General features: G+C 72.6%; 9 protein-coding genes, 2 tRNA genes and 1 pseudogene. 3 read left to right on the forward strand and 9 right to left on the reverse strand.

The annotated features are described in order from the left end of the window. Positions 1 to 53: 53 nt before the first annotated feature. From DXZ73_RS16565 to DXZ73_RS16575, 3 genes are all read right to left on the reverse strand, one after another. Positions 54 to 791, reverse strand: a complete 738-nt coding sequence (locus DXZ73_RS16565; RefSeq protein WP_116211768.1) for a hypothetical protein — start codon at positions 789 to 791, stop codon at positions 54 to 56. Positions 792 to 982: 191 nt separating this feature from the next. After that, positions 983 to 3,829, reverse strand: a complete 2,847-nt coding sequence (gene leuS, locus DXZ73_RS16570; RefSeq protein ID WP_116211769.1) for a leucine--tRNA ligase — start codon at positions 3,827 to 3,829, stop codon at positions 983 to 985. Positions 3,830 to 4,052: 223 nt separating this feature from the next. After that, positions 4,053 to 6,023, reverse strand: a complete 1,971-nt coding sequence (locus tag DXZ73_RS16575) for a S53 family peptidase (protein ID WP_116211770.1) — start codon at positions 6,021 to 6,023, stop codon at positions 4,053 to 4,055. 329 nt (positions 6,024 to 6,352) lie between these two features. On the opposite strand from DXZ73_RS16575, the gene DXZ73_RS40285 reads away from it, so the two are divergent. Both DXZ73_RS40285 and DXZ73_RS16585 read left to right on the forward strand, forming a co-directional pair. Continuing rightward, positions 6,353 to 7,153 (forward strand): hypothetical protein, encoded by an 801-nt coding sequence (locus tag DXZ73_RS40285; protein ID WP_116211771.1) that lies wholly within the window; start codon positions 6,353 to 6,355, stop codon positions 7,151 to 7,153. Beyond that, entirely contained in the window at positions 7,150 to 8,673 is a 1,524-nt protein-coding gene (locus tag DXZ73_RS16585) for an NADH-quinone oxidoreductase subunit NuoF family protein (RefSeq protein WP_116211772.1), read from the forward strand. Before DXZ73_RS40285 ends, DXZ73_RS16585 begins: the two co-directional genes overlap by 4 nt. A 59-nt stretch (positions 8,674 to 8,732) precedes the next feature. On the opposite strand, the gene DXZ73_RS16590 is transcribed toward DXZ73_RS16585, so the two are convergent. Beyond that, positions 8,733 to 8,805, reverse strand: a tRNA-Ala gene (locus tag DXZ73_RS16590). Positions 8,806 to 8,971: 166 nt separating this feature from the next. On the opposite strand from DXZ73_RS16590, the pseudogene DXZ73_RS40610 reads away from it, so the two are divergent. Further along, positions 8,972 to 10,156: pseudogene (locus tag DXZ73_RS40610) on the forward strand (glycosyltransferase 87 family protein); the annotation flags it as partial. A gap of 22 nt (positions 10,157 to 10,178) precedes the next feature. Here the strand turns inward: DXZ73_RS40610 and phsA are convergent. The 5 genes from phsA to rsfS form a co-directional block, all read right to left on the reverse strand. Further along, a complete protein-coding gene (gene phsA / locus DXZ73_RS16600; protein WP_338059122.1) occupies positions 10,179 to 11,972 on the reverse strand; it encodes an O-aminophenol oxidase PhsA in 1,794 nt (597 codons plus the stop codon). A 151-nt stretch (positions 11,973 to 12,123) separates the two neighbouring features. Further along, a complete protein-coding gene (locus DXZ73_RS16605) occupies positions 12,124 to 12,357 on the reverse strand; it encodes a hypothetical protein (protein WP_116211774.1) in 234 nt (77 codons plus the stop codon). Positions 12,358 to 12,480: 123 nt separating this feature from the next. Then, positions 12,481 to 12,553 (reverse strand) — tRNA-Ala (locus tag DXZ73_RS16610). 114 nt (positions 12,554 to 12,667) lie between these two features. Continuing rightward, complete coding sequence (locus DXZ73_RS16615; protein WP_116211775.1) at positions 12,668 to 13,342, reverse strand: histidine phosphatase family protein; 675 nt, start codon at positions 13,340 to 13,342, stop codon at positions 12,668 to 12,670. After that, a complete protein-coding gene (gene rsfS / locus DXZ73_RS16620; RefSeq protein ID WP_116211776.1) occupies positions 13,339 to 13,779 on the reverse strand; it encodes a ribosome silencing factor in 441 nt (146 codons plus the stop codon). The genes DXZ73_RS16615 and rsfS overlap by 4 nt, the downstream gene beginning before the upstream one ends. Positions 13,780 to 13,896 lie beyond the last annotated feature (117 nt).

A 13,896-nucleotide genomic window follows, 5' to 3' on the forward strand; every position in this document is an offset into this window, starting at 1 on the left:
GGACCCCGTACGCGTGATCGTTCCGCCGGAGGGCCGGACAGGGGGCCGTACGGTCAGGTAGTGCTCTCGGGGCGGCGGCTCTTCTGCCAGGAGTAGCCGGGCTGCTGCCAGGTCCTGCGCCCGTTGATCGCGGGCCGCTCCGGCGTCTGCCCGTCCGCCGCGCGCCCGTCGGCCCCGGAGGTCTCTTCGGCCGGCGCCGTGCTGCCCGACGAAGCGGATCCGGGGGCGCGGGACTCCTCCGGCTCGTCCATCGTCCAGTGCCGCAGCGCTCCCGCCTCCATCTGGATCTGGCCGCTGAGCGTCTCCAGGTCGTCCTCGGCGAAGCGGCGGGCCCGGTCCTGCGCGGCCCAGCGCAGCGAGTCCGCGGAGCCCTTGACGCGCTCGGTGCGCTCCCGCAGCTCGGGCAGGCAGGCGGCGATCCTGGCCTTGTCCGGCTCGTTCTCCAGGCGCTTGAGGTCGTCGTCGAGCTCATGGCCGTGCGCGCTGAGCCGCTCGAACAGGGCCAGCGCCTCGGACAGCGAGGCGTCCTCGGTGGCGGCGAGCCGCAGGGCCTCCTGGGTGGCGCGCATCGACGTCCGCAGGGAGAGCCGCAGCTGCGCGACCTCGCCGGGCGCGCCCGGCTGTGCGTACTGCCTGGCCTTCAGCCGGGTGTCCTCGACGGTCCGGCGGGCCTGGGTGACCGTGCGGTCCACCCCTCGCTTGACCGCGCGCACGGTCTTGACCGTGGCGATCACCCCGAGCGTGACGAGGACCGCGAAGATCAGTGCGACGATCACGGCCACGGCTTCCATGAACGCTCCTCAGCGGGCTCGGTGTGGTCGGCCCCGGGGGCGGGCCCTCGGGGGTCGAAAGTCACGACGCGCGCCGCGGATCCGACGGACCCGCGCCACCCCTCCACCGTAAACGCAAAGGGCAGGCCGGGGGTTCCTGTCGAACCCCCAACCTGCCCGTAGGGAGAAACCCCGAAGGCTCCCCCCGGCCGTTACGCCGGGACGATGTTCACCAGCTTCGGCGCCCGCACGATGACCTTGCGGATGCCCGCGCCGCCCAGGGCCGCGACGACGGCCGGGTCGGCCAGGGCGGCCTTCTCCAGCTCCTCGTCGGAGATCGACGGGGCGACCTCCAGACGCGCCTTGACCTTGCCCTTGATCTGGACGACGCAGGTCACGGCCTCGTCGACCAGATACGCCGGGTCGGCGACGGGGAAGTCCGCGTGGACGACCGAGGTGGTGCGGCCGAGCTTGCGCCACAGCTCCTCGGCGATGTGCGGGGCCAGCGGGGCGACCAGCAGCACCAGCTGCTCGGCGACGGTCCGCGGGACCTCGCTCAGCTTGGTCACGAAGTTGTTCAGCTCGGTGACCTTGGCGATGGCGGTGTTGAAGCGCAGGTTCGCCATGTCCTGGGAGACGCCGTCGATGGCCTTGTGCAGGGCGCGCAGCGTCGCCTCGTCGGGCTCGGCGGAGACCACCGTGACCTCGCCGGTGGCCTCGTCCACCGCATTGCGCCACAGGCGCTGGAGCAGGCGGTACTGGCCGATGACGGCGCGGGTGTCCCAGGGCCGGGAGACGTCCAGGGGGCCCATCGCCATCTCGTACAGGCGCAGGGTGTCCGCGCCGTACTCGGCGCAGATCTCGTCGGGCGTGACGGCGTTCTTCAGCGACTTGCCCATCTTGCCGAGCAGTCGGCCGACCTTCTCGCCCTGGTAGTAGAAGGCGCCGTCGCGCTCCTCCACCTCGGCGGCCGGTACGGCGATGCCGCGGCTGTCGCGGTAGACGTACGCCTGGATCATGCCCTGGTTGTAGAGCTTGTGGAACGGCTCGTTCGAGGAGATGTGGCCGAGGTCGAAGAGGACCTTGGACCAGAAGCGGGCGTACAGCAGGTGCAGCACGGCGTGCTCGGCGCCGCCGACGTACAGGTCGACGCCGCCGTGCGGCTGACCGTCGCGCGGGCCCATCCAGTACTGCTCGGCCTCGGCGGAGACCAGGCGCTCGCTGTTGTGCGGGTCCAGGTAGCGCAGCTCGTACCAGCAGGAACCGGCCCAGTTGGGCATGGTGTTGGTCTCGCGGCGGTAGCGCTTGGGGCCGTCGCCGAGGTCCAGGGTGACGTTGACCCAGTCCTCGTTGCGGGAGAGCGGGGTCTCCGGGGAGGTGTCGGCGTCGTCCGGCTCGAAGGTGCGCGGGGAGTAGTCCTCGACCTCGGGCAGCTCCAGCGGCAGCATCGACTCGGGCAGCGAGTGGGCGACGCCCTGCTCGTCGTAGACGATCGGGAAGGGCTCGCCCCAGTACCGCTGGCGGCTGAACAGCCAGTCGCGCAGGCGGAAGTTGACGGTGCCCTCGCCGATGCCCTGCTCGGTGACCCAGGCGATGGCGGTGCGCTTGGCCTCGTCGACGGCCATGCCGTTGAGGTCGAGCTTGTCGTTGGCGGAGTTGATGGCCGGGCCCTGGCCGGTGTAGGCCTCGCCCTCCCAGCCCTCCGGCGGCGCGACGGTGCGCACGATGGGCAGCTCGAAGGCGGTCGCGAACTCCCAGTCGCGCTCGTCCTGGCCGGGGACGGCCATGATCGCGCCGGTGCCGTAGCCCATCAGGACGTAGTCGGCGACGAAGACGGGGACGCGCTCGCCGGTCAGCGGGTTGCGGGCGTACGCGCCGGTGAAGACGCCGGTCTTGTCCTTGCCCTCGGTCTGGCGCTCCACGTCGGTCTTGGACTGCGCCTGCTTGCGGTACGCGGCGATGGCGTCGGCCGGGGTGCGGGCGCCGCCGGTCCACGCGTCCTTGGTGCCCTCGGGCCACTCGGCCGGGACGACGGAGTCGACCAGCTCGTGCTCGGGGGCGAGCACCATGTAGGTGGCGCCGAAGAGGGTGTCCGGGCGGGTGGTGAAGACGGTGATCTTCTCGTCGTGGCCGACGACCTCGAAGGAGACGCGGGCGCCCTCGCTGCGGCCGATCCAGTTGCGCTGCTGGAGCTTGATGGCCTCGGGCCAGTCCAGCGCCTCCAGGTCGTCGATCAGGCGGTCCGCGTAGGCGGTGATCCGCATGTTCCACTGGCGCAGCTTGGACTTGAAGACGGGGAAGTTGCCACGCTCGGAGCGGCCGTCGGCGGTGACCTCCTCGTTGGCGAGGACGGTGCCCAGGCCGGGGCACCAGTTGACGGGGGCGTCGGAGGCGTACGCCAGGCGGTACTCGCCCAGCACCTCGGCGCGCTCGACGGCCGAAAGCTCGCTCCACGCGCGCGTTCCCGGCACCTGGCGCTCGCCGCTCTCGAAGAGCCGCACCAGCTCAGCGATCGGACGGGCCTTCTTCGCGTCCTCGTCGTACCAGGAGTTGAAGATCTGCAGGAAGATCCACTGGGTCCACTTGTAGTACGCCGGGTCGATCGTCTCGAAGGAGCGGCGCTTGTCGTGGCCCAGGCCCAGCCGGCGCAGCTGCGCCTTCATGTTCTCGATGTTGGCCTCGGTGGAGACCCGCGGGTGGGTGCCGGTCTGCACGGCGTACTGCTCGGCGGGCAGGCCGAAGGCGTCGAAGCCGAGGGTGTGCAGGACGTTGTGGCCGGTCATGCGGTGGTAGCGCGCGTAGACGTCGGTGGCGATGTAGCCCAGCGGGTGGCCGACGTGGAGGCCCGCACCGGAGGGGTACGGGAACATGTCCATGATGAACTTCTTGGGCCGGGCGACGACCTCGGGGTCGCCCGCCAGGTCACCGCCGGGGTTGGGCGCGTCGTAGGTGCCGTGCGCGTCCCAGAGGTCCTGCCAGCGCGCCTCGATGTCAGCGGCCAGCGCGGCCGTGTAGCGGTGCGGGGCAGCCACCTCGGCGGCGGTGTTGGTCTCGCTCATCGTCCTCAAAGCTCCATCGATCGTCGTCTCTACCTGCGGCACCTGCGGAAATGAAAAATCCCCTCGCACAGGAGGGGACGCCGCGCCGATGCCGACCGGTCTACCGGTCGGTACTGATCAGCGCGGCCCGCTAAGCAGAAGGCGTACGGCACGCATGTGGTCAGGTTACCGCAGGGGCCGAAGGGCCCGCACCGAGTACCTGGCGCGGTGCGGGCCCGGCCGGTCAGTGGCGGTGACCCGGCACGTACGAGGTCACGTAGTTGTCGGCCGGTGTGCCGACGCCCGTGACGTTGTCGTAGCCGACGGTCGCCGACAGCGAGGTGTCGCCGCCGAGGCTGCGCAGGGAGGTCACCACGCCGCCCTTGGCGTCGACGCCGTTGACGTAGTCGGAGCGCACGACCGCGAGGCCCTGGTTCTTGCCCAGCGGGTGGTCGGTGACGTCGTGGTAGGCGGAGGTGCCGTACCGGTCGTAGATGCCCGGGTTGGCGAAGCCGATCGGCACACCGTGGCGGGCCTGCTGGGCCAGCGCCTGGATGCCCGCGATCACCGGGGCGGCGAGCGAGGTGCCGCCGATGCGGTACTCGCTGTACTTCTGCGAGCCGTCGGGGAAGGTCTGGGTCTGGCCGACGAGGAAGCCGGTGCTGGAGTCGGCGACGGCCGCGATGTCGGGCTCGACGCGCATCGGGGTGGCGCCGTTCAGCTTCGACAGCGCGTCGGGGACGACGCCGCGCTGGTAGAAGGGCTGCTGGACGAGCTTGCTGGTGCCGCCGCCGGCGCCGCCGGTGAAGGTGCCGGGGAAGCCCTCCCAGGTGTTGCCGTCCTTCGACAGCGTGGCCTTGTGGGTGCCCCAGCCGGTCTCCCACAGGTACTTGTCGCCCTTGCCGACGGCGAGCGAGGTGCCGCCGACGGAGGTGACCCACTGGGAGTTCGAGGGGGTGTCGACCTGCTTCGTGCCGTGCTTGACGGTGTTGTCGCCGTCGTCACCGGAGGAGAAGTAGAAGCCGATGCCCTCGACGGCGCCGGTCTGGAAGACCTGGTCGTAGGCCGCGGCCACGTCCGGGGTCTCGTTGCTCTCGATGTCGCCCCAGGAGTTGGAGACGATGTCCGCGAGGCGCCCGTCGACGACCTTGTGCAGGGAGTCGATCAGGTCGTCGTCCTGGCAGGAGGCGCCGGCGACGTAGACGATGTCGGAGTCCGGGGCGACCGCGTGCACGGCCTCGATGTCGAGGGTCTCCTCGCCGTACCAGCCGGCCGCGTCGCAGCCGCCCTCGCCGGTGCCGGTGTGCGTGTAGTCCGCGGGCAGCACCTGGGAGAACTGGCCCTTGCGGTAGCCCTTGTCGCCGTTGCGCTTGGCGTACTCGGCGATGTCCTTGGCGATGGTCGGCGAGGCGTACGCGTCGGTGATGGCGACGGTGACGTTCTTGCCGGTGTAGTTCTTCGCCCCGTACACGGAACGCAGCTGCTTGCCGGTGTAGCCCTTGATGGCGTACGGCGCGTGGGAGCCGTAGGCCGACGGGAGGCTGTCGTTCGTCTTCGAGCCGTAGTACGACGAGAAGGGCCCGGCGTTGACGAACGCGGCGCTCGGCGGGGGCAGGGTCTCGTCGTGCCTGGCGAGGCGCGGGGCGTTGTTCAGGCCCACGACGGTGAGGACGGCGCCGTCCACCGAGGCGGGGACCGAGGCGTTGGTCGCCGGCGCGTGGTAGGTCCGGCCGTCCTTGGTGTAGTTGTGCAGCTCCGTGCCGAAGGCCTTCTTGGCCGCGGCGGCGTCACCGGTGACGGTGACGTAGTGGTTGTTGGTGCCGGTCACCTTAAGGCCCGAGGCGGTCAGCCAGCCGGTGACCTTGGCTATCTGGGCCTTCGTCGCACCGAATCGTTCCTGCGCCTGCTTGGCGGTCAGGTACTTGCCGTACGACTTCGACTTCGGGTCGGAGACCGCCTGGGCGTAGGCGGCGAGGCCCTTGGCGTCCCGGCCGGCCAGGTAGACCCGGGCGGTGACCTTGTTGGACTCGGAGACGGTGCCGCGGTCGGCCGACGGCGTGGCCCACAGCGGCTTGGTGCCCTGGAGCGACTGCCGGTCGTGCGGGCCCGAGTCGGCCTGGGCGGCGGGAACGCCGAGCGCGAGCGCTCCGGCGACCAGCGGCAGCGATGCCACCAGGGCCAGTCCGGCGCGCCCTCTGGAGCGGGTAGATCTCATGGAACCCCCTGCGATGCGAATGGTCGCGTACGGCCGTTGTGCTGACGGAGCACAGACGCGGCACATACGTCGCGCCACTCTTTCGATGAACTGTTCATCCATGGGGCATGTGTTCATCAAGATGAAGCCAAGGAAGGGTCAGCAGTGGGTCAGGGGGGCGCAAGTAAACCCGCGGGCCGCCCGACATTTCCGAAGTGGCCCCTGGCGGAGGGCGGCATGCGCGCGAAGTGCCGCCGAACGAACAGACGTTAGCAGCGGTACGGGCCGCCGCACCGGGGTTGCGCGAAGCGGACCCGACGCCCCCGCGGACCTGCCTAGCGTGCTGCCGCATGAACCGCTTCCTCGACCACACCGGTGGCGTCCTCACCCTGGTCTCGCTCACCGCGACCGTCGTGTGGGGGCTCATCGCCACCGACCGGCTGCTGCTCACCCCGCGCGCCCGGCTGCTCTCCCAGGCCGTCCACCGGGCGACCGCCGTCGGCGCGCTCGGCTTCCTCCTGGTGCACATCTGCGTCAAGGTCGCGGAGGCCCACGCGTCGCCCGCCGCGACCCTGGTGCCGTTCTCCTCGGGCGTGCGGGGCGCGGGCGGCCTGATCGGGCTGGGCTCCCTGGCGGCGTATCTGATGGTGCTCGCCGGCGCGACCGGAGCGCTGCGGAGCGCCTTCGCGGGCAGGGGGCGCGCCCGCCGCTGGCGCGTGCTGCACGCCTGCGCGTACCCCGCGTGGTGCGCCGCCGTGCTGCACGGCCTCAAATCCGGGCGCGCACCGGCGGGTTGGGTGACGACGTCCTACGGACTGTGCCTCGTCGCGGTCGCGGCGGCGCTGGCCCTCCGGCTCGTACGCGCCCGCCGCGCGCACCCCGACGGCGCGGAACCCCCGACAGCCGTCGCCCTCACGAGGACGGGGTCACCCGGCAGGCACACGATGGCGGCCCCGGCGCGCACGGCCGCCGCGCATCGGACCGGCGCCCGCGTCCGGGGTGCGCGCACCGGTGTCGCCCACGCGCCCGGCACGCACGCCCTCGGCGGCCATTCTCCTGCCGCTCTCACCGCCGACACCTCCCCGGACGCCCTCCCCGCCGAAGCCCTCGTCGACAACGGCGCGCACGGCGGCCCGGGGCGGGCCCGGTGAACGGCCCGCTTCCCGACGTGCCCGCCGTGCTCGCGCTCGGGCTGCCCCGGCTGACGGCCGGTTTCGACACGGCCGCGCGACTGGACCGCAGGGCGCACCTCGCCGTACACGGTTCGGCGCCCCGGCTCACGGAGACGCAGACGGCCGACCTCGCCGAGACCGTCGTCCTGCGCGGCCGGGGCGGCGCGGGCTTCCCGTTCGCGCGCAAACTGCGGGCCGTCGGCCGGGCGGCGCGGCGGCGGGGGCTGCGTCCGGCGGTGGTGGTCAACGGGTGCGAGGGCGAGCCCGCCTGCCGCAAGGACGCCGTCCTGCTCGCGCGGGCCCCGCACCTCGTGCTCGACGGCGCCCTGCTGGCAGCCGAGGCGCTCGGGGCGGGCACGCTCGTCGTGGGCGTGACCCGGGCGGCGACCGAGGCGTCCGTACGGGAGGCGCTGGCCGAGCGCGGGCTCGCCGACCGGCGCGGCCGGGCCGTGCGCGCCCGGGTGGTGCGCCTTCCCGAACGGCTGGTCTCCGGCGAGTCCTCCGCCCTGCTGCGGGCCGCCGACGGCGGGCTCCCCTTGCCGCCCGGCCGCCACGCCCGCGCCTCCGAGGAGGGGCTCGGCGGCGCCCCCACGCTGCTGTCCAACACCGAGACCTACGCCCAACTCGCCGTCGCCGCACGCCTGGGCGCCGACCGCTACGCCTCCACGGGCACGGCGGACGAGCCCGGCACCCTGCTGCTCACGGTCTCCGGCGCGGTGTCCGAACCCCAGGTCGTCGAGGCGCCGAGCGGTGTGCCACTGGCGTACGCGCTGCGGGCGTGCGGCGCGGGCCCGGCGCTCCAGGGAGTGCTGACCGGCGGCTACCACGGGGCGTGGCTGGACGCGACGACCGCGTACGGCGCCACGGTCTCCCACGCGTCCCTCGCGGCCTGCGGCGGTGCGCTGGGCGCGGGCGCGGTGCTGCCGCTGCCCGTGGACACCTGCCCGCTGGGCGAGACCGTCAGGGTGGCGCACTGGCTGGCCGCCGAGTCGGCGGGGCAGTGCGGGCCGTGCCGGCTCGGGCTGCCGTCGGTGGCCGGAGCACTGGCGGACGTGCTGGCCGGTGGCGGCCGCGGCGCCCTGGAGGCCGTACGGGAGGCCGCGGGCGCGGTCCGCGGGCGCGGCGCGTGCGGGCATCCGGACGGGGCGGCGCGCTTCACGCTGAGCGCGCTGTCGGCGTTCACCGACGACCTGGCCGCGCACGTCCTGGGCGGTGGCTGCGGCCGCGGTACGGCGGGGGTGCTGCCGCTCCCGCTGCCCGCCGGGGCGAGCGCCGCGAGCCCGGAGGGCGCCGAGCGGCTCGCGGTGGACTGGACGCTGTGCGAAGGGCACGGGCTGTGCGCGGGCCTGCTGCCCGAGCTCGTGCGGCTGGGCCCGGACGGCTATCCGGCGCTCGCGGACGCGGGGGTGCCGGCGCACCTGCGCGGCCGCGCGCTCCGGGCCGTCCGCCGCTGCCCCGCGCTGGCGCTGCACCTCGACAAGGGGGCCGACGGGCACTGACCGCCGGCGGGAAACGAAAAAGCGGGCCGTCCGTTTCCGGACGACCCGCTCATTCACTGTGGAGCTAAGGAGAATTGAACTCCTGACCTCCTGCATGCCATGCAGGCGCTCTACCAACTGAGCTATAGCCCCTTGTTCTGTTTTCCGCCCGGTTTCCCTGGCGACACGGATTACATTACACGGACCTCCCCCCCATCTGCCAAATCGCTTGCCCGGCAGCGCTTGGAACGGGCGTCAACGGGGTAGCGTCGGCTCCCTGTGCCCGATTTGTCGCTCCTGGACCCCGGAGTCGCGCCCCGTGACAGCCCGCCGTGCCGCACCGATCGCCGCATCGGTGTGCCTGGCGTCCTTTGTCTGTTTCTGGCTGGCCCAGCGCGCGGCCCACGTCTCGATGATCGACCTGCTCGTCTACCGGGCCGAGGGCTGGACCGTGCGCACCGGTGGCGACCTCTACGCGATGCGGGCCACCCGCGCGCACCTGCCCACCACCTACCCGCCGTTCGCGGCGTTGCTGTTCACCCCGCTGACCCTGCTCGCCACCGCGCCGCTGCGCACCCTGGCCACCCTCGCCAACCTCGCACTGCTGCTCGCCCTCGCCCATCTGTCGCTCCGGCTGACCGGCCGGCCGTCACGCCCCGCCGTGACGCTCGTCGCGGCCGCGCTGTGCGTGTGGTGCGAGCCGGTGTGGACGACCCTGCGCTACGGACAGGTCAACCTCCTCCTCGCCGTCCTGGTGCTGTGGGACCTGACCCGGGCCGCCGGACGGGGCGGGCGCTGGGCGGGTGTGGGGATCGGCCTCGCGGCGGGCATCAAGCTCACTCCCGCGCTCTTCGCCGTCTTCCTGGCCGCGACCGGGACGGCCCGCCGCCCCGGGGGCGAGGCACGGCAGGCCGCCGTCGCCTGCGCCGCGTTCACGGGCACGGCGGCGGTGGGCGCGCTCGCCCTGCCGTACGACTCCTGGCGCTACTGGACCGACATGCTCTTCGCCGCCGACCGCGTGGGGCACGCCGAGGACGCCGCCGACCAGTCGCTGCGCGGCGTCCTGGCCCGGCTCCTGCACACCGGCGACCCCGGGCTCTGGTGGGCCGCCACGGCGGCCGTGGTGGCCGCGCTCGGCCTCACCGTCGCGGTCCGGGCGCGGCTGTACGGACCCGAGCCCACCGCGCACGCCTGGGGCGTGCTCTGCTGCGCGGCGACGGCCCTGCTCGTCAGCCCCGTCTCGTGGTCGCACCACTGGGTGTGGTGCGTGCCCATGGTGCTGCTCCTCGCCTCGGAGGCCGCCCTGGCCACCGGCCGCCGCCGCGCCGCCTGGTGGGCGGCGACGGCGACGGCCGGAGCGCTCTTCTGCTCGTACGCGCTGTGGCGGGTCCCCCATGTGTCACAGGCGCGGCTCGAACTCCACCAGAGCGGCGGCCAGATGCTGCTCTCGGCCGGCTATCCGGCGGCCGGGGCGGCCTTCCTGCTGCTGGCCGCCGTCAGGACGCCGCGCCCCGAGCCGGCGGAGCTCAGTGACCGCCGTGATGGTCACCGCCGCCTCCGTGGTGGAACGCCATTACCTCGTCCGGCATCACCACGAAGGGGCGCATCATCCCCATGTCCTCGTGCTCCAGCAGGTGGCAGTGGTACATGAACCGGCCCTTCGCGCCGTGGAACCGGCCGATCACGTTGACCATCTGCCCGGCGGGCACCTGGATCACGTCCTTCCAGCCCGCGTCGCCGTCCGACACCGGCGCCTGCCCGGTGCGCTCCAGCGGGGCGCGCGTGCCGCCCAGCGTCTGGTCGAAGGGGCCGCCCGCGGGCGCCGGGTAGAGGTCGCGGCCGAGCACCTGAAAGTCGATCAGGTGGATGTGCATCGGGTGGGTGGGGCCGCCCAGGTTGAGGAAGCTCCACTGCTCCCAGGTGTCGTGCCCGGCCATGAAGCCGAGCGCGTCGTCGAAGGCGCGGGCGCCCCTGCGGTACGTACGCACCGTGCCGTCGGCGGCCTTGAGCTGGATCACGCCCTCACTGGGGATCTGCACCTCGCCCGCGTCGACTTGGTGCATCTCCCACAGCGCCGGGTGGCCGTTCCCGGCGGTGCCCGGCGGGGTGATGGCGATCAGCCGGTGACCGTGCTGCGGCGCGGTCTCGTGGGTGATGCGGCGGAACGAGGTGGAGATGACCTCCGGCAGCACGAACGACTCGCGCACCGGATCCCGCCCGACCCGGAACTGCATCACCTGCGGATAGCGCACCCCGGGCGCCGCGTTGACCAGCCGCAGGCGGCGCCCGCGCAGCCTGCCGAAGTCGACGAGGACGTCCATCCGCTCGGCGGGCGCCACGGAGAGCGGGGCGTCCAGCGGCACCGGGCGCGGCAGCAGCCCGCCGTCGGTGCCGATCTGCCAGGCCGCGCCGCGCACCGGCTCGCCGGTGTCCTCGTCGACCAGCCGGAACTGGAAGATCCGGGCGTTGGCGGCGTTGAGCAGCCGGAAGCGGTACCACCGCGCCTCGACGTCCAGGTGCGGCCAGATGACGCCGTTGACGAGGGTGTACGGGCCGTTGAACGCCTTGGTGACGTTCTTGCCCTGCGCGTCCTGGGCGACGATCTCGGTCTTGTGGAGCAGCCGGCCGGTGAGGCGTCCGTCGTCGTCCTGGTCGAGGTTGCGGTCCTGGACGATCAGCGGGATCTCGTGCTCGCCGCGCGGCAGGCGCAGGGCGTCCTCCTCCTCGTCGCGGACCAGGTACATCCCGGCGAGGCCGGTGAAGACGTTCCACCGGGTGATGTCCATGGCGTGGTCGTGGTACCACCAGGCCACCGCCCGGTGGTCGTTGGGGTATTCGGCGAGCTGGCTGTCGCCCGGCGAGACGGCGTTCTCCGTCCAGCCGTCGTTCCCGCCCCCGGTGGGGGCGCCGTGCAGGTGCGTCACCGTCCACGGCGGCAGCGCGGCCACCTCCGCGAGCGGCGCGGCCCCGCTGCGGCCCGGCACGTCGCTCGGCGGCGGCGAGCCCGGCACGGGCGTGGCCTCGACGGCCGTCACTGGATAGTCGCCGCTGATGCGGTTGGTCCAGGCGACCCGCAGCCGGCGGCCTCGGCGGACCTCGATGGTCGGTCCCGGGAAGTGGCCCGCGTAGGCCCACACGCGGGTGGGAGGCAGCTGCGAGTGCAGCCGGACCCAGGTGGCGGTCAGTTGGACTTCGATGCCTTCCAGGGCTTCTCTGCGGCCGGGCCGCAGCACCGGCGGCACGCGCAGGACGTCCAGGAAGGGTGTGAGCTCGGCTACGGCTTCCTGCTTGGGCGCAGGATCGATCGCTGTTTCGGTCACGTGGTGACCTCCGATGACTTCCCCCGTGCCGCCGGCCGTTCCCGGCGGCAGCTTTCACGCCATAGGACGCGCCCGCGTACGGCGGGGGTTGCCGGAAGCGGCCTGAAAAATCGGGCGGAAGCGGGCGGAAGGATTCCGGCGGGGATCCGCCTCAGGCGGTGGCGAAGGAGTAGAAGCGCTTCAACGTGCAGTGTTCGTCGAGCAGTCGGCCGTAGATCGGCTCGCCCTCGAGCTCACGGTAGGTCTCGATCGGGTCGCCTTTTATGATCAGCGCCCGCGCGCACTCCACGCACCAGTACTGGTAGGAGGAGTTGAGCGGCTCCATGTCGCGGACGATCGGCGTCCCGCTGCCGCACCAGTCGCACTTCCGGCTGTGTGCACCCATGGGTCAGCCGTTCCCTCCCCTTTGGTCCCGTCCGCTCCCGGCCGTCCGATTCTGCCACGGGACCCTGTCGGAACAGCAACAATCCCGCCTCTCCTTGACGGAGAGACGGGATCGTCCGGATTGTGGAGCTAAGGAGAATTGAACTCCTGACCTCCTGCATGCCATGCAGGCGCTCTACCAACTGAGCTATAGCCCCGCTGTTCTCGGCTTCCCCCGGAGGTTTCCCTCCGCGTTCCCCGCGAACAAGAAGAACTTTAGCCTGTGACCTGGCCGGATGTGAAATCGGGCCGGGGGCGGCCGCCGGGCGGGGTCAGTCGTCGTCGCCGAGCACCGGCTCGGGCAGCGTCCCGGCGTTGTGCTCCAGCAGGCGCCAGCCCCGCGCGCCCTCGCCCAGCACCGACCAGCAGCAGTTGGTGAGGCCGCCGAGCGCTTCCCAGGACGACGCCTCCAGGCCGAGGAGCCGGCCGATGGTCGTGCGGATGGTGCCGCCGTGGCTGACCACGACGAGCGTGCCGTTCTCGGGCAGCTCGTCCGCCCGGCCGAGGACGACCGGGGCGGCCCGGTCGGCGACCTCGGTCTCCAGCTCGCCGCCGCCGCGCCGCACGGGCTCGCCGCGCTTCCACGCCGCGTACTGCTCGCCGTAGCGCTCGATGATCTCGTCGTGCGTGAGGCCCTGCCACGCGCCCGCGTAGGTCTCGCGCAGGGCGGCGTCGTGGGCGACCGGCAGGCCGGTGACGGCCGCCAGCTCGGCGGCGGTCGCCGAGGCGCGCCTGAGGTCGGAGGCGACGATGGCGTCCGGCCGCAGCGCGGCCAGCAGCCGGGCGGCCCGGCGCGCCTGCGCGACGCCGGTGCCGGTCAGCTCGATGTCCGTGGAGCCCTGGAAGCGGCGCTCCAGATTCCATGCGGTCTGGCCGTGCCGCCAGAGGACGATGCGCCGGCCCCTGGTCGCGACACCCGTGGCCGTGCCGCCCGTGCTGCCGTTCAGCTCAGCTCACCGTCCAGGTCGGCCTCACCGGCCTGCGTCTTGGCGTGCTCCTCGGCCTTGCCACGGGTGGCGACGGCGTCGGCGGGCAGGTCGATCTCGGGGCAGTCCTTCCACAGCCGCTCGAGGGCGTAGAAGACACGCTCCTCGCTGTGCTGCACGTGGACGACGATGTCGACGTAGTCGAGCAGCACCCAGCGGGCGTCGCGGTCGCCCTCACGGCGCACCGGCTTGGCGCCGAGCTCCTTGTTGAGCCGCTCCTCGATCTCGTCGACGATCGACTTGACCTGGCGGTCGTTGGGGGCCGAGGCCAGCAGGAAGGCGTCGGTGATCGACAGTACGTCGCTGACGTCGTACGCGATGATGTCGTGCGCGAGCTTGTCTGCGGCCGCCTGTGCGGCGGCCTTGATGAGCTCGATGGAGCGGTCCGTGGCGGTCACAAGCCATGCTTTCGATAAAGAGGGTCAGTACACCCCAAGGGTCTCACGACCCACCGACAGCCCTCCTGGCCTTTTCCGCGGGACCGGCCGGGCCGTGGCTCCCACCCCCGGCCGGTC

This window comes from Streptoverticillium olivoreticuli subsp. olivoreticuli, assembly GCF_003391135.1.
Lineage (GTDB): Bacteria > Actinomycetota > Actinomycetes > Streptomycetales > Streptomycetaceae > Streptomyces > Streptomyces blastmyceticus.